Raw genomic sequence first — 15,392 nt, 5'->3', positions numbered from 1 at the left:
CCGCCCAGCAGTCAGCGCCCCGCGCCCCCGCCGTCGGCCTCCCGGTCGGCGTCGGGGGCGTCGCCGTCTGCCTCCGGCCGGAGCGTGCGCGGCTCGTCGCCAGGCTCGTAGTGGACGACCGTGAGGGCGGCCGGGCGCTCGTCGGCCTCGTCGTCGGCGTGGTCCGGGGTGGGCTCGTCGGACGGCGTCGGCTCGTCGCGTTCCTCGCTGTGCCCGGCCGCTCGCCGGGCCCGGCGCGCGGCCCGCTCGGCGCGCTTCTCCTCCAGCAGCGCCCGCTTGGCGTCCCTCTCGGTCTGCCTGCGCGCGTCCTCGTCCTCGACACCGCCGCCCGCGCTGCGCGCACGACGTGCACCGGGGCCCTCCTGCACGGAGGCGGGCATCCGCCGCACGCCTGCGCGGCCGCCGGTGCTCCCGCGCGACATCGACCCGGCGCGCGCGCCCATCGCCCCGGCGCCCATGCCGCCGACCGGTGGTGGCACGGCGGGTGCGGACCGCTTGGCCGCGGCGCGACGCCCGAGGGCGGCCGCGGCACCCGCCGCGAGGCCGGTGGAGGAGATGCCCGCGATGTCGGGCACCGCCACCGGGACAGCGGAGACCGGCGCCATCGGCGGCAGCGCCCCGACGCCCGCCTGGGCGGAGCCCCGGACCGACGTCGACGACGAGGACGAGCTCGAGGAGGAGGGCCCGACGAGGCCGCCGTCGGCGCCGTCCCCCGAGGACCAGGCGCCGGGGAACCTGCCGCCGGACAGCACCAGGAGCTGCTGGCGTACGCCGTCGAGCTCGGTGCGGGTCGCCCGCAACCGCTCGCCCTCGAGGTCGAGGGCCGTCCGCAGCCGGCCCCGGACCTCCTCGGCCTCCTGCTGCGCGCGAGCCACGGCGCCGCGGTGCTGGTCCTCGGCGGGGTGGAAGACGAGGTGGCGCGACTCGCCCACGGCCTCGTGGGGCACCATCGCGACCGTCGCCCAGGACTGGTCGAGCTCCTTCTGGGCCGCGGTGACGACCGCGCCGATCGCCTGCAGGGAGGAGGCGACCTGCGCGGCGAGCGTGGTGAAGAGGTCGAGGTGTGCGAGCACCTGGCGGCGGTGCTGCTCATAGCTGTCGGCGGCGGCGGCCTGCCAGCCCTCGGTCGTCCGGCGCGCCACCTCGACGATCTCGTCGCCCCGGCGCGTCATCACCTCCGCGACCTCCCGCCAGGCCTGGGCGGCGGTGTCGAGCGGGCGCACGTCGGTGCGCAGCTCCCACGGGTTGGCGGGCACGTCAGCGACCCCCCTCGCCCGGGCCACCCGCTCCGTGGCCCGGGTGCTGCCGGGAGACCTGCTGGGAGACCTGGTGGGAGACCTGGTGGGCGGCGTGGTCGAGCTCGGCCGCGACCGCGTCGTCGGCGCGCAAGGCGTCCTGGGCGGCGTCGACCAACCCGGTGACGCCGGCCGCGAGCGTCTCCGCGAGCGCGGCGACGACCGCGCCGGCGTCGGACAGGGAGTCGGCGTACGCCGTGGACAGCTCGAGCACGCCGGCCGCGTCGCCGAGGTCGTCACAGGCCGCGGACAGCGCGGGGAGCGCGGCGTTCCAGTCGTCGGCCATCATCGCGAGGATGCTCTCGGACTCCTCGGCGAGCTCGACCAGCCTGGTCGGCTCGACCTGCATCAGGGATCGCTCGGCGCGTGCGCTCACCCCTGGCCGATACCCGCGCCGCGAGGGCCCAAACACGTGGGCGCCCGGGCTGTGGACAAAGAATGCGGGGCCGCCGGTTTCGCCCTGCCCGGTTCGGGGAAGCAGGCCTGCACGCCCTCCCCCCGTCGAGGGCACGTCTCGAGGAGCCGCGATGAACGCCGTGATGACTGTCGACCTCTCCGAGCTCGACGCCTGGTCCGCTCAGGTCCAGCGCGCGAGCGACGACCTCACCGGCATCGCCCGCAACGGCGGCACCGGCCTGGTGCAGACCGACTTCGGTCCCATCCTCGAGACGATGATGGGCGCCTACCACGCGCTGCTGCCGTCGGTGCACCAGTCGCTGGAGGACAACGGGGCCGGGATGCGCGACCACGCCGAGGCGCTGCGGGCCACCGCCCGCGACTTCACGCTCACCGAGGACGGCGTCGTACGCCGCCACAACGCGCACGGCACCGACGGTCGCGACGGGTCGAGCAGCTTCTTCGACGTCGCCGACACCACGATCCGCCGAGCCGCGCCGACCGAGACCAGCCTGCCCCAGATCAGCTTCGGGTTCCCCTACGACACCGTGTGCGACCTCGTGCGGATGCTGACCGGGTTCGACATCCGCTCCGAGCTCGCCGAGAAGATCGGCGGCGACGTCGTCGGCGCGTCGACGCAGGGCTCGTGCTTCGGCGGCCTGGGCACCTCGATGAAGGGCGTCGCGGACAACCTCCAGAGCGGCGGTCAGACCGTCTCGAAGACCTGGCAGGGCGGCGCCGCCGACGCCGCGATCTCCCAGATCGGCACGTGGGTCGGCTCCCTCGACACCCAGGCCGCGCAGCTGGTGCAGATGGGCCGCACCATCGTGCAGATCTGCCGCGACGCGTGGCAGACCGCGCTGGCGGTCGTGCAGTGCGTGAAGTCGGCCGTGCAGACCGTCTCCTCGGCCCTGGCAACGATGAGCATCCCCGGCGTGGGCTGGGCGCGCGTCGTGCAGGCCGTCTTCCAGGCCTTCCAGGCGGTGATGAAGGCGTACAAGGCGATCATGAAGCTCATCAACGTCCTGAAGCAGGTGAAGTCCTTCATCGAGACGGTCAAGCGCTTCTTCGACGGTGACAAGGCGCCGGTGTCGACGCCCACCGCGGCGGTCGCCACGGGTGCGCCGAGCAGCGTCGTGCGCGATCCGCGGACGGTCACCACCCCGACCGTCGGGCAGCGGCCGGTCGCCGCCACGGCGTGAGGCGGGCCACCGCATGAGCGACGACCTCCGCAGCCAGGCGGAGATCCTGGCCGCGATCAGCGAGGCCCGCGAGGACCTGACCACCGGGCTCGCCGACCTCCAGGCCACCGTCGAGGCGCTCAGCTCCCAGCCGCTGCTCACCGACGAGGAGAAGCAGGCGCTCGAGGAGCAGGCCGAGTCCGGCGAGCTCGGCGAGGACATGGCGACCCTGGTCGAGAAGATCAGGGCCGGCGAGGACTCGTGGGAGCAGGTCTTCTCCGGCGAGTCGCCCCACGCCACCCTTCTCCAGGGGCACCTCACCCGGATGTTCGAGGAGCACAAGGATGACCTCGCGCTCGCCTTCGAGGAGCTCATCGAGGCCGAGGAGGCCAAGGGCAACTTCATCTTCGACGAGGTGCCGGGGACGGACCCTGGTCGAACTACAGCGCCGTAGTTCGACCGAACGCCTGTGACGCGTGTGACAGGTGTGATTCCCTGTCGTCTGCCGACTGCACCTCTTCCCCGCCAGCTGGAGTCTCCATGCGCCGCCACGTCCCGACCCGTGTGCTCCTCGCCTCCCTGGCGCTGACCCTGCTCGCCCCGCTCGCGGCGTCCGTCCCGGCGCAGGCCGACGGCCCCGGAACCGCCGCGACGCGCCCGGTCTCGCAGCGCCAGGTCGCGCTCGCCACCCCCGGTGACTTCACCGGCCACGGCTTCGACCAGTGCGTCGCGCCGACCCAGGCCGCGATGGACACGTGGTGGAAGAAGTCACCCTTCTCGGCGGTCGGCATCTACATCTCGGGCGACTCGCGCGCGTGCCGGGTGCAGCCCAACCTGAGCGCCGCCTGGGTGGCCGCCCAAGTCGCACGCGGGTGGCGGCTCCTGCCCATCGCCCTCGGTCCGCAGGCCTCGTGCCAGCCGCGGTTCCCGCGCTACAAGGACGACTTCACGATCTCCGACAAGCCGGCGGGGGGCTACGCCACGGCGGCCGCCCAAGGCACCGCGGAGGCCGACCACAACGCCGCCGACGCGATGGCGTACGGCATCGGGCCGGGCAGCACGCTCTGGTACGACCTCGAGGGGTTCGACCTCACCAACACCGCGTGCCGCGAGTCGGCGCTGGTCTTCACCAGCGCGTGGGTCACACGGATCAAGGCGCTCGGCTACGTCGCCGGCTTCTACTCCAGCGCCAGCTCGGGCATCAAGATGCTCGACGACGCACGCACCCAGCGCCCCGGCCAGTTCGCGTTGCCCGACCGCATCTGGATCGCGCGGTGGGACGGCGCGGTGAACACCTCGACGACCTACATCCCCGAGGACGGCTGGCGCCCGGGCGGCCGGATGAAGCAGTACCGCGGTGGCCACAACGAGACGTGGGGCGGCGTGACGATCAACATCGACAGCAACTTCATCGACCTCGGCGCGGGCTCCGTCGCCCGCCCGGAGGGTCGCTGCCCGGGCACCCGTCTCGGCTTCTGGCAGTACCCCACATTGTCGCCCACCTCGGCCAAGCCCACCCGGGTCAAGGTGCTGCAGTGCCTGCTGACCGAGCAGGGCACCTACTCCGGCGCGATCAGCGGCTCCTACGACGCCGCCACGATCGCCGCCGCGCGCGCCTGGCAGGCGAGCCGCAAGTTCACTCCGACCGACACCTTCGAGAAGCGCCACTGGACCGCGCTGCTCTCCGCCGGCGCGCGTACGACGATCAAGCGCGGCTCGGTCGACGAGGCGGTCCACCGCCTCCAGCGGGCGCTCAACGCGGCCGGCGCGGGGCGGTTCGGGGCGAGCGGCGTCTTCGACGCCAAGACCGAGACCGCGCTCCGCGCCTACCAGTCGCGCCTGCGCATCGCGGTCTCCGGGGTGGCGACCCCGCAGACCTGGAGCAAGCTCCAGCGCGGGCTCTGACCTGCCTCAGACGGGCGGACCGACGACGAGCGCCACGCCCGTCAGGCCGGCGACCGCGACGAGCGCGACGACCAGGCCTTGGGCCGGGCGCCGCAGCAGCCATGCCGCGGGCGTCTCGAGGACGCCGTGCGGCGCGTCGGAGCGCAGGCGCCAGGCGTCGCCCAGCATCCCGGCGCGCTCGGCGTACGCCTCGAAGGGCACCGTCGCGAACGGCGGGACCGCCGCCGCCAGGCCCAGCGCCAGCCGGCCGAAGGACCAGCGCTGGTCGAGCGACAGCAGCACCGTGGTGAGGCAGTAGGCGATGAACACGACGCCGTGCACCATGCCGAAGACCTGCACGCCGAGCTCGGTGGTGTCGGTGACGTACTTGAGGAACATGCCGGTCAGCAGCAGCGCCCACGTGACGGCCTCGGCGCGCGCGACCAGGCGGTAGAGACGGGTCGGGCTCATGCGGGGTCCCTGCGGCGTTGTTCGGAGGAGCGAAGCGGAGGAGACGAACGTCGTGGGGTGTTCATGCGAAGGCGCGCTCGACGAGCGAGGTGAAGAAGCCGAGCCCGTCGGTGCCCGGACCGGTGAGGTCCTCCACCGCGTGCTCGGGGTGGGGCATCAGGCCCACGACGTTGCCGCGCTTGTTGGAGATGCCCGCGATGTCGCGCAGCGAGCCGTTGGGGTTGTCGTCGAGGTAGCGCGCGACCACGCGGCCCTCGCCCTCGAGGCGGTCGAGGGTCGGCTCGTCGGCGACGTAGCCGCCCTCGCCGTTCTTGAGCACGATCGTGACCTCGGCACCGGCGGCGTAGGCCGAGGTCCACGGGGTGTCGACACGCTCGATGCGCAGGCGCTGGTCGCGGCAGACGAACTTGCGGTGGTCGTTGCGGATCAGTGCCCCGGGGAGGAGGTGCGACTCGCACAGGATCTGGAAGCCGTTGCAGATGCCGAGGACCGGCATCCCCTTGCCGGCGGCCTCGACCACCGAGGTCATGACCGGCGCGAAGCGGGAGATGGCACCGCAGCGCAGGTAGTCGCCGTAGGAGAAGCCGCCGGGGAGCACGACCGCGTCGACGCCCCTGAGGTCGTCGTCACCGTGCCACAGCGCGACCGCCTCGTGGCCGCCGATGCCGACTGCGCGGCGCGCGTCGACGTCGTCGAGGGAGCCGGGGAACGTGACGACCCCGACCTTCATCGACCGGCCTCGTGCGCCACCTCGGTGACGGAGTGCTCCTCGACGTGGACCTCGTAGTCCTCGATCACCGGGTTGGACAGCAGCGTCTCGGCCACCCGGTCGATCTCGGCGAGCACCGCGTCGGTGATCTCGCCCTCGACCTGCAGCTCGAACCGCTTGCCCTGGCGGACATCGGTGACGAGGTCGAACCCGAGGCGCGGCAGCGCGCCGAGCACAGCCTTGCCCTGGGGGTCGAGGATCTCGGGCTTGGGCATGACGTCGACGACGACTCGGGCCACGGAGTGCTCCTGAGGACGGGCGAGGTGGTGGGCGGGCACGATTCTAGTGACGCCCGGGCGCACCCTCCGAGCCGGGCACGCATGTGCGGACACCGCGCCGGGTACGCGGGGGCCATGATCCGGGTCGGCATCTCCGGCTGGCGCTACGCCGGGTGGCGCGGTGTCTTCTACCCCAAGGGACTGCCGCAGCGCCTCGAGCTCGCCCACGCCGCCGAGCGGCTCGGCGCGATCGAGGTCAACGGGTCGTTCTACTCGCTCCAGCGGCCGTCGAGCTGGCGCTCGTGGGCCGAGCAGGTGCCGGAGGACTTCGTGTTCGCGGTGAAGGGGCCGCGCTACCTCACCCACATGCTGAAGCTCAACGACGTCGAGGTCCCGCTGGGCACCTTCCTCGCCTCGGGCGTGCTCTCGCTCGGCGAGCGGCTCGGTCCGGTGCTGTGGCAGCTGCCACCGAACCTCGGCTTCCACCCCGACCGGCTCGCGGCCTTCTTCGACCTGTTGCCACGTCGTACGTCGGACGCCTCGGCGTACGCGGCCGCCCACCACGACGCGTCCAGGCTGAAGGAGCCGGCCGACACCTCCTCGCCGGTGGACCGGCCGCTGCACCACGTGCTGGAGGTGCGGCACGACTCCTTCCGCACGCCGGAGTTCTGCGAGCTGCTGCGGGCGCACGACATCGGGATGGTCGTCGCGGACTCCGCCGGCACCTGGCCGATGTTCGACGAGGTGACCAGCGGCGTCGCCTACGTCCGCCTCCACGGCGACACCGAGCTCTACGCCAGCGGCTACTCCGACGCCGCCCTCGACCGGTGGGCGGAGAAGGCGCGCGGCTGGGAGGCGGACGGGCTGGACGTGCACGTCTACTTCGACAACGACGCCAAGGTGCACGCGCCCTTCGACGCGCTCGCGCTGCAGGAGCGGCTCGGGATCACCCTGCGGCGGTGACGTCCGCGGCTGGGGAACGACCTGCAGGTCGGACGCGTCCCAGCGGCTGCGCCTCGTTCCCCACTCACTCGAGCGCGCGGTAGTGCTCGAGCATGAACTCGTCCAGCGCCGCCTCGTCCTCGTCGGGCAGGGGCGGCGCGGGCACGAACGCACCCACACGCCACCGCCGCCGGCCCTCCGGAAGCCACAGCGCGCGCCCCCGCGCCGAGAGCATCCGGTCGCGCCAGACCCGCTCGGAGTCGCCGGCCACCAGGACGAACGCCTCCAGCCCCACCCCGCGCAGCTCGTCGGCGCGCGCCTCGTCACGGCGCTGTCGCTCCCGGCTGCGGTGCGCCGCCCCTTTGTACTCCCCGTAGGTCCCGGACTCGACCTCCAGCAGGTCGACCACTGCGATCACGCGACCCGCGAGGTCGAGCACCTCACGGTTCATCACCGGCCTCGGGAGGTCGAGGTCGGCCCCCCACACCTGGAGCATCTCCGACTCCTTCGGCGATCGGCACTCGCCGCACGCCCGCTGCAGCGCGTACGTCGTCGCGTCGGTGCGGCGACGGGTCGCGGCGTGGGCGCGCAGGACCGCGAGGTCGACGACGCCGGCGGCGAGGGCCATGTCCGCCATGACTCCGGCGCGGCGTAGCGAGGCGGCCCAGCGCAGCTCGTGCAGCAGCGCGACCTCGCTCGGCACGCACGCCATGCCGTGCCGGGTCACCGGGGGCGGCAGCGAGCCCCGCGTGCGCTCGACCCGCACGCCGGACCCGCGGAGCCGCGAGGCGTGCGGCAGCAGGACGGGCACCGGCATCGGCGTACGTCCGTCCGCGGCGGCGCCGTCGAACCACGCCGCGCCTGCCAGCCTGAGCGCCGCCCAGCCGGTGGGCATCGCCCCGGCGGGCAGCCGGACCGCGGCCTCGAGGATCCGTTGCTCGACGCTCAGCTCGACGTCGGCGGGGACCACCAGGCCGGGGCTGCTCGTACGCCATCGCGGTCCCGCCGCGACGCCTCGCGTGGGACCGGTCACGCCGTCGGGATCTGTCCGCACCGGACGCACCAGCCCGCGCGGAGGCGGGCAGCGGGGATGGAAGTCGGACACGCGCGACGCCTACCCGGTGACGCGTCGGCGTACGCCCTCGACCTCCCGCCTGTGGACGACTCCGTGGGGAACCACCTGCACCTCGTCCGGCACCTCGGCCCTGCACCTGGTTCCCCAGGAGGTTCAGCCCGAGCGGTTCAGCTCCGCTTCCGTCGCGCCGCTACGACCACCAGCGCCACGCCGAAGCCGGCGACGATCGGGCCGAGGGTGGCCCAGATCGTCTGACCCGTCATCGGGCTGCCCTCGAGGTAGCCCAAGCCCTGGAAGGTCCACACCGCCCCGGTGAGCACCAGCACGACGCCGAGCGCGATCGCCAGCGCCCGCATCAGCTCAGCTCGCGCTTGAGGATCTTGCCGGTCGCGGTCATCGGCAGGGCGTCGACGAACTGGACGATGCGCGGGTACTTGTAGCCGGCCATCTGCTCCTTCGCCCACGCGACGAGCTCGTCCTCGGTGAGCGTCGAGCCGTCGTTGCGGATGACGACGGCCTTGATCTCCTCGCCGTGGCTCTCGTGGGGCACGCCGATCACCGCGGCCAGCGATACGTCGGGGTGGGTCAGCAGGACCTCCTCGATCTCGCGCGGATAGACGTTGTAGCCGCCGCGGATGATCATGTCCTTGGAGCGGTCGACGATGTAGTACCAGCCGTCGGCGTCCTTGCGGCCGAGGTCGCCCGAGCGGAACCAGCCGTCGACGATGGCCTCGGCGGTCGCGTCGGGGCGGCCGTAGTAGCCCTTCATGATGTTGGGCCCCTTGATGGCGATCTCGCCGACCACGTCGACGGCGTCCTCGACGTCCTCGCGGATGCCGGGCTCGGGGTTGATCAGCTTCATCTCCACGCCCGGGATCGGCTTGCCGATGGAGCCCACGCGGGCGGGCTCGCCCCACACCGAGAAGCTCGCCACGGGGGAGGTCTCGGAGAGGCCGTAGCCCTCGAGGATGGTCACGCCGAAGCGGCGCTCGAACTCCTTGTGAACCTCGACCGGCAGGGCCGACCCGCCCGCGGCCGCGACCCGCATGGTGTCGGCGAGCTTCTTGACGTCGACCCCGGAGTCGTCGAGCGCGCCGAGCAGGCCCCAGTACATCGTCGGGACGCCGGCGAAGAACGTGACGTCCTCGCGGTCCATCAGGGCCAGCGCGGGCCCGGCCTCGAACCGGGGCAGCAGCACCACGGTGCCGCCGAAGGCGAAGCCGGCGTTCATGATCACCGTCTGCCCGAAGGAGTGGAACAGCGGCAGGACGCACAGCAGCGTGTCGGGACGCTCGGCGTCGGCGCCGAAGAGGTCCTCGCTGGCCAGGGCGTTGGAGATCATGTTGCGGTGCATCAGCTCGGCGCCCTTGGGCTGGCCGGTGGTGCCCGAGGTGTAGAGGATGACGGCCGTGTCGTCCTCGCCCACCTCGCGCGACTCGAAGTCCGTCGCCTGGCCGGCGAGCGCCTGACCGAGGGTCTGCGTGCCGGCGATCGGCGACTCGGCCGCCGGGTCGGCGGTGATGACGAAGAAGTGCTCGCACCGCTCGGCCTGCTCGAAGCCGGCGTGGCCCTCGGTGCCGATCGGCAGCTCGGGGGTGCCCTGGAAGCAGAAGTAGGCCTTCGCGTCCGAGTCGTCGAGGTGGTAGGCCACCTCACGACCCTTGAGCAGCACGTTGAGCGGGACGACGGTCGCGCCGGCCTTGAGGATGCCGTAGTAGACGATCGGGAACCAGGGCAGGTTGGGGCAGCTCAGCGCCACCTTGTCGCCCGGCTCGATGCCGCGCGAGACGAGGAGGTTGGCGACCTGGCCGGCAGCGGCGTCGACCTGCGCATAGGTCAGCCGGGTGTCGCCCAGCACGACCGCCGTCCGGTCCGGGTGGGCCTGCGCGGATCGCTCGAGGAGGGAGGAGAGGTTGGCCATGGCGCCAACCTACTCACCGGTCGTGACGGGCGTCACCCGTCGTCTCGCCGCGGCAGGCGGCGGGGTCAGCCGGCGTGCTGCTCGCCGATGAGCCGGCTCGCCTTGCGGAGGTCGGCGGCGATCGCCTTCCCGGCCACGAGGCCCGAGGCGGCTGCTGCGACGGCGTACGGCCCGGTGCCGCTCACCTCGCCCTCGGCCTGCACGCGGCAGCCGTCGGCGCGCGCGGTGAAGCGCAGCCGCAGGTCGGCCCGCACGCCGCGCCAGGTGCCGCTCTCGGCCCAGACGCGGAACGGGACGAGCTCGGTGACCACGAGGTGGGGTCGTACGCCGACCGCCGTCAGCTCGCTCCACGCCTGCCCGAGGTGCGGCTCCTCGTCGGCGGGGACGTCGACCGACAGCAGGCTCGACTGCCACGCCGGCCGGTTGCGCGGGTCGACGAGGTAGGTGAAGGCCTGCTCGGCCGAGTGGGGCATCTCCACCGAGGCGGTGAAGCGCCGCGTGGTCAGAACGACTCCCCGGTCAGGAGCTCGTAGGCCTCGACGTAGCGCGCGCGGGTGCGCTCGACGACGGCCTCGGGCAGCGGCGGGGGCGCCTCGCCGGAGGTGCGGTCCCAGCCCGACTCGTGGGTCAGCCAGTCGCGCACGATCTGCTTGTCGTACGACGCCTGCGCGCGCCCGGGCTGCCACTCGTCGGCGGGCCAGAAGCGTGAGCTGTCGGGGGTGAGCACCTCGTCGGCGAGGATCGTCGTGCCGTCCGGTCGACGGCCGAACTCGAGCTTGGTGTCGGCCAGGATGATGCCGCGCTCGAGGGCCTGGGCGTGCGCGCGCGAGTAGACCTTCATCGTGAGCATCCGCAGCTCGGCGGCGGCGTCGTCGCCCACGGTCTCGACGACCGCCTCGTAGGAGACGTTCTCGTCGTGGTCGCCGAGCTCGGCCTTGGTGGCCGGGGTGAAGATCGGCTCCGGCAGCCGGCTGCCGTCCTGCAGGCCGGCGGGCAGCGCGATGCCGCACACCTCGCCCGTGCGGTGGTAGTCGAGCAGGCCGGAGCCGGTGAGGTAGCCGCGGGCGACGCACTCGACCGGGAACATGTCGAGCTGCTCGCAGACCACCGCCCGACCGGCCACGGCGGCAGGGACGTCGGTGGACACGACGTGGTTGCCGATGAGGTCGGCGAGCTGGTCGAACCACCACAGCGACATCCGGGTGAGGATCTCGCCCTTGTCGGGGATGGTCGAGTCCAGCACGAAGTCGTAGGCGGAGATCCGGTCGCTGGCGACCATCAGCAGCCGGCCCTCGTGCGGACCCGCATCGATGCGGTAGAGGTCGCGCACCTTGCCCGAGTGGACGTGGGTGGTGCCCTCGATGACGGGTGCTGCGGGAATGTTCAGCTCGGCCACGTGCTCGAGCCTAGTGGCGTCAGCGGTGCAACCACCACGACATCCGCCGCGTGACCCACGGCAGGAAGACGTAGGTCATCAGCGGCGTCATCACCGTCGTGACCAGCACGACCCGCGGCACCAGCGCCCAGTCGGCGATGGTGTGCAGGGCGATGAAGTTGGCCGTGAGGCTCAGGGGCAGGAAGACCAGGTAGATCACCACCATCTGCTTCCAGCGCGGCGGCGCCGGCGCGACCGCGTTCAGCGACTCGACGGTCGCGGGCTCGTCGAACCAGCCCTCGATGCCCGTACGCCGCTCGCGCCGCGACTCCTCGACGTCCCCCTGCGCGGCCTCGAGCCACCACGCGCGCTCCGGGGAGGCCTCCCACGCCGCGAGCGACTCGGCGTCGGCGAACCGGTAGAGCATGTGCCAGTCGGGCGAGTCCACGCCCGGCCGCACCCACCCCGACCCGAGGAAGCCGTCGAACTTCTCCGCCATCGACGTGCCGGCCTGCATCCACGCCAGCATCTGCGCGGTCTGTGCCGGGTCGACGTGGCGGGTGACGGAGACGGTGACGGGAGCGGTCATGCCCTCAAGTGTCGGGCGCGGGCGCTCGTGGGGCGAAGCCGACGGCGACGAGATCCCGGCCACGTCGGCGTACGTCTGAGGCACCTGCCGGCACGGATAAGGCGTCTGCCGGATGTGGTGCGGGGCGCCTTAGCCGCAGCGTGGAGGCATCCACCGCACAGCACCCGACCAGGAGCCCGTCATGAACCACACCGCCATCGACATCACCGCCCGCATCGCCGCCACCCACCGCCAGGACGTCGCGCGCGACATCGCGTCCGCCCGCACCGCCCGGGCCGCCCGGCGCACCAGGACCGCGGTCGAGCCGGCCGTCACCGAGGTCCCCTCGCCCCGGCGCGGCGGGTGGTCGAGGTGGCTCCCCGCGCCCCGACCCGCCCTCTGATGCCGACCACGCATGCCGATCTCGTCGTGGCACCCGGCCGCCCCGCCTGCGACCATCAGGAGATGGGCGGCACGCTCGTCGGCAGGGAGTCCGAGCTGGAGCAGGTCGCGGGCGCTCTCGTGAGCGCCCGCGACGGTGCCAGCCGCTGCCTCCTGGTCACCGGCGAGGCGGGCATCGGCAAGAGCCGGCTGCTCGCCGAGGCCGTCGCGACGCTCGACGACGCGCTCGTGCTCACCGGCCACGCGGTCGACATGTCCACCGGCAAGATCCCCTTCGGCGTGGTCGCCGACACCTTGCGCGACCTGCTGCGCGTCGCGGGCAGCGAGGTGCTGCTCCCGAACGAGAGGGAGGCGCTCGCCCCGCTGCTCCCGGGGGCCGCGCCCCGCCAGCAGGTCGAGCGCGTGCAGCTGCTCTCGACGTTCCTCGACCTGCTCGAGCGGCTGGCGTCGACGCAGGTGCTGGTGTGGGTGGTGGAGGACCTGCACTGGGCCGACTCCGCGACCCGGGACCTCGTCTCCCTGGCCGCGCGGACGCTGCCGTCCGGCCTGCTCCTCGTGGCCACCGTCCGCACCGACGACCCGGAGCGCAGCACCGAGGCCGAGGCGGCCCTGACGTCGTACGTCGCCGCGCTGGCGCGCACGCCCGGCTGCGAGGTGCTGCCCCTGTCGCGGCTCAGCCCCGCCGCGGTCCAGCGACAGCTGCGCGAGCTGCTCGGGTCGGCGCCGTCCGCCGACGTCGCAGCGCGCGTCGAACGGCTCAGCGACGGCATCCCCTTCGTGGTGGAGGAGCTGGTCGCCGCGGCCGGCCGGCCGGAGCTGAGCACCGTCTCGGCCGTGGCCGCGGGTCGCCTGGGAGGGCTGGCACCCGAGGCACGGCGCCTGGTGGAGGCGGCCGCGGTGGGCGACGGCCACCTGCGGATCAGCCTGCTCGAGCAGGTGCTCGACATGACGGCCGACGAGCTCGACGCCGCCCTGGCCCAGGCGCTGCACGCCGGGATCCTGCGCACCGACCACGAGACCGACGCGGTGGGCTTCCGGCACGCCCTGCTGCGCGAGGCGACCGACCGCGAGCTCGGCCCGGGGGCGCGGCGGTCGTGGCACCGGAGGTGGGCGGAGGTGCTGGAGGACAACCCGGGGGTGCTCGCGCGCGACCCGGCTCTCCTCGCGATCGCCGAGCACTGGCACCACGCACGCGACGTACGTCGGGCGCTGGCCGCGACGGTCGCGGCCCTGCCCGCCGCCGAGCGCGTGTGCCTGCCCGATGAAGAGGTGGCGCTCTGGACGCGGGTGATGCGGGCGTTCACCCAGCTCGACGACGCCGCCGAGGTCGCGGGCATGCCGTTGCGTGAGGCTTGGGGTCGCGGCCTGCTGGCCGTCACGCTCGCGAGCCGCTCGCAGCGCCGGGCCTTCGCCGCAGCCACTCCGTTCGAGCGAATGACGGACGCCGAGCGGGCCGCCGCAGCGTTGCTCGCCGAGGACGAGCACGCGAAGGGCGAGGCCAACTTCCTGCCGAACACGGCCGTCGTCGCCGCCGACGAGGCGTTCGCCGACGCGCCCGTGGACGTCGTCTCCGTCGCCGTCTGGGCGGCGGTGGGCAGCCGCTCCGACGACGCCGCGCACGGCAGCGAGCTGGTCGCCCGCGCCCTCGCCGGCGCCCGTGCGCTCGGCGTACGTCGTGCGGTGTTCCTCTGTGCGGCGATGGGCTCCTACCAGGCACAGATCACCGGCGACCCTGCCGCAGGCGCAGCGCTCCTGCGTCAGGTGCTTGGCGACTATCCCGACGAGGCCTGGCGCGGCGTCGTCGGCTGCATCGGCAACCTGGTGTGGTGCGAGGCGATCATGGGTCGCCACGTCGAGGCGCAGGCGGCCGCCGAGGACGGCTTCGCGCGGCTGCCCCGCCCGCACCTGTCCGTGGAGGCGTGGGAGCACCTCACCGAGAACGCGGCCTTCAGCTGGCTCCTCACCGGGCACTGGGACCGAGCCCGCCAGGCGCTGGAGGCCGGTGCTCCGTGGTGGGACGACGACGTGCGCAGCAGCAGCGCCCGGCTCGACGTTCTCGACCTCGTCCAGCGGGGTTCGGCCGACGTCGACAGGTGGCGCACGCGGGTCACGGATCCCGCTCCCGGGGGCGCTCCACAGGCGTTGGTCCGCGAGCTGCTCGCACGGGCCGCGGTCCTCGAAGGCGACCTCCCGGCGATGCGGTCGGTGCTGCTGCCCGCCTGGACCGACGACCACGTCCTGTTCAACGCCGACCAGCTCGTGACCACCGCGCTCGTCGCAGCGCGGGCCGAGGCGGACGCGGCCACGTCCGGCGTCGGTGACGACGTCGCCGATGCACGGGAGCACCTCTCCGTGATCGACGAGGCGCTCGCGCGCTTCCCGCGCTACGGGCCCCTCGGCGAGGTGTGGCCGATCGACCTCGAGGCCCAGCTCGACCGCTTCCACGGTCGCGACGCGAGGTCGGCGCTCCGGGCCGCGCTCGAGGGCTGGGAGCGGATCGGGCACGTCCCCGACGTGGCCGTCACCCACCTGTCGCTGGCCGAGCAGGAGGCGACCCACGGCGACCGGACGGCCGCCCGCGAGCACCTGACCGCAGGGCGGGAGATTGCCCGGCGGCTCGAGGCGGTGCCGCTGCTGGCGCGCGCCGACAGGCTCGCCGAGACCTACGGCCTCGGGTCGCGCGAGCGGCGTACGGACCAGGTGCTGACCGAGCGGGAGGTGGAGGTGCTCCGGCTGGTCGCCGACGGCCTGACCAACGGGCAGATCGGGACGCGCCTGTTCATGTCGCCCAAGACCGCGAGCGTCCACGTGTCGCACATCCTGGCCAAGCTCGGGGCGGCCAACCGCACGGAGGCGGCGACCGTGGCGCGACGGCAGGGGCTGCTCGCGGACTGA

At 73.3% G+C, this 15,392-nt stretch carries 17 protein-coding genes; 6 read left to right on the top strand and 11 right to left on the bottom strand.

What is annotated here, in order from left to right:
* Positions 1-11: 11 nt before the first annotated feature.
* On the bottom strand, positions 12-1,256 hold the full coding sequence (locus ASG76_RS00295) for a hypothetical protein (protein WP_157558850.1): 1,245 nt from the start codon (positions 1,254-1,256) through the stop codon (positions 12-14).
* Position 1,257: 1 nt separating this feature from the next.
* Positions 1,258-1,671, bottom strand: coding sequence for a hypothetical protein (locus ASG76_RS00290; protein ID WP_157558849.1), 414 nt, complete (start codon positions 1,669-1,671; stop codon positions 1,258-1,260).
* Positions 1,672-1,822: 151 nt separating this feature from the next.
* On the opposite strand from ASG76_RS00290, the gene ASG76_RS00285 reads away from it, so the two are divergent.
* From ASG76_RS00285 to ASG76_RS00275, 3 genes are all read left to right on the top strand, one after another.
* The gene (locus ASG76_RS00285) at positions 1,823-2,893 is read left to right on the top strand and encodes a hypothetical protein (RefSeq protein WP_056598318.1); all 1,071 of its coding nucleotides are present in this window, start codon (positions 1,823-1,825) and stop codon (positions 2,891-2,893) included.
* A 13-nt stretch (positions 2,894-2,906) separates the two neighbouring features.
* Entirely contained in the window at positions 2,907-3,326 is a 420-nt protein-coding gene (locus tag ASG76_RS00280; protein WP_056598315.1) for a hypothetical protein, read from the top strand.
* 86 nt (positions 3,327-3,412) lie between these two features.
* The gene (locus ASG76_RS00275) at positions 3,413-4,777 is read left to right on the top strand and encodes a glycoside hydrolase domain-containing protein (protein ID WP_056598312.1); all 1,365 of its coding nucleotides are present in this window, start codon (positions 3,413-3,415) and stop codon (positions 4,775-4,777) included.
* Positions 4,778-4,783: 6 nt separating this feature from the next.
* Here the strand turns inward: ASG76_RS00275 and ASG76_RS00270 are convergent, their stop codons facing one another.
* From ASG76_RS00270 to purS, 3 genes are all read right to left on the bottom strand, one after another.
* Positions 4,784-5,227, bottom strand: a complete 444-nt coding sequence (locus ASG76_RS00270; protein ID WP_056598309.1) for a DUF3817 domain-containing protein — start codon at positions 5,225-5,227, stop codon at positions 4,784-4,786.
* Positions 5,228-5,288: 61 nt separating this feature from the next.
* Positions 5,289-5,957, bottom strand: coding sequence for a phosphoribosylformylglycinamidine synthase subunit PurQ (gene purQ, locus ASG76_RS00265; RefSeq protein ID WP_056598306.1), 669 nt, complete (start codon positions 5,955-5,957; stop codon positions 5,289-5,291).
* Complete coding sequence (gene purS / locus ASG76_RS00260; protein WP_056598303.1) at positions 5,954-6,235, bottom strand: phosphoribosylformylglycinamidine synthase subunit PurS; 282 nt, start codon at positions 6,233-6,235, stop codon at positions 5,954-5,956. Before purS ends, purQ begins: the two co-directional genes overlap by 4 nt.
* A 114-nt stretch (positions 6,236-6,349) precedes the next feature.
* Here purS and ASG76_RS00255 point away from each other — a divergent pair, with 114 nt between their 5' ends.
* Entirely contained in the window at positions 6,350-7,177 is an 828-nt protein-coding gene (locus ASG76_RS00255; RefSeq protein WP_157558848.1) for a DUF72 domain-containing protein, read from the top strand.
* A gap of 64 nt (positions 7,178-7,241) precedes the next feature.
* Here the strand turns inward: ASG76_RS00255 and ASG76_RS00250 are convergent, their stop codons facing one another.
* The 6 genes from ASG76_RS00250 to ASG76_RS00225 all read right to left on the bottom strand — a co-directional run bounded on the left by ASG76_RS00250 (position 7,242) and on the right by ASG76_RS00225 (position 12,116).
* Positions 7,242-8,261, bottom strand: coding sequence for a hypothetical protein (locus ASG76_RS00250; RefSeq protein WP_157558847.1), 1,020 nt, complete (start codon positions 8,259-8,261; stop codon positions 7,242-7,244).
* Positions 8,262-8,398: 137 nt separating this feature from the next.
* Positions 8,399-8,587 carry a hypothetical protein gene (locus ASG76_RS00245; protein ID WP_056598295.1) on the bottom strand — a complete coding sequence of 63 codons (189 nt, stop codon included), beginning with the start codon at positions 8,585-8,587 and terminating at the stop codon, positions 8,399-8,401.
* Entirely contained in the window at positions 8,587-10,152 is a 1,566-nt protein-coding gene (locus tag ASG76_RS00240; RefSeq protein ID WP_056598290.1) for a long-chain-fatty-acid--CoA ligase, read from the bottom strand. The genes ASG76_RS00245 and ASG76_RS00240 overlap by 1 nt, the downstream gene beginning before the upstream one ends.
* A 65-nt stretch (positions 10,153-10,217) precedes the next feature.
* Positions 10,218-10,658, bottom strand: a complete 441-nt coding sequence (locus ASG76_RS00235; protein WP_268788329.1) for an SRPBCC family protein — start codon at positions 10,656-10,658, stop codon at positions 10,218-10,220.
* The gene (locus ASG76_RS00230; protein WP_056598285.1) at positions 10,655-11,548 is read right to left on the bottom strand and encodes a phosphoribosylaminoimidazolesuccinocarboxamide synthase; all 894 of its coding nucleotides are present in this window, start codon (positions 11,546-11,548) and stop codon (positions 10,655-10,657) included. Before ASG76_RS00230 ends, ASG76_RS00235 begins: the two co-directional genes overlap by 4 nt.
* 19 nt (positions 11,549-11,567) lie before the next feature.
* Positions 11,568-12,116 (bottom strand): antibiotic biosynthesis monooxygenase, encoded by a 549-nt coding sequence (locus ASG76_RS00225; protein WP_056598282.1) that lies wholly within the window; start codon positions 12,114-12,116, stop codon positions 11,568-11,570.
* Between the two features lie 181 nt (positions 12,117-12,297).
* Between ASG76_RS00225 and ASG76_RS00220 the strand changes: the two genes are divergently transcribed.
* Both ASG76_RS00220 and ASG76_RS00215 read left to right on the top strand, forming a co-directional pair.
* A complete protein-coding gene (locus tag ASG76_RS00220; RefSeq protein WP_056598279.1) occupies positions 12,298-12,498 on the top strand; it encodes a hypothetical protein in 201 nt (66 codons plus the stop codon).
* Between the two features lie 62 nt (positions 12,499-12,560).
* A complete protein-coding gene (locus ASG76_RS00215; protein ID WP_056598275.1) occupies positions 12,561-15,392 on the top strand; it encodes a helix-turn-helix transcriptional regulator in 2,832 nt (943 codons plus the stop codon).

The sequence above is a fragment of the Nocardioides sp. Soil774 genome (assembly GCF_001428125.1).
Lineage (GTDB): Bacteria > Actinomycetota > Actinomycetes > Propionibacteriales > Nocardioidaceae > Nocardioides.
This window is presented reverse-complemented; position numbering and strand designations above follow the sequence as displayed.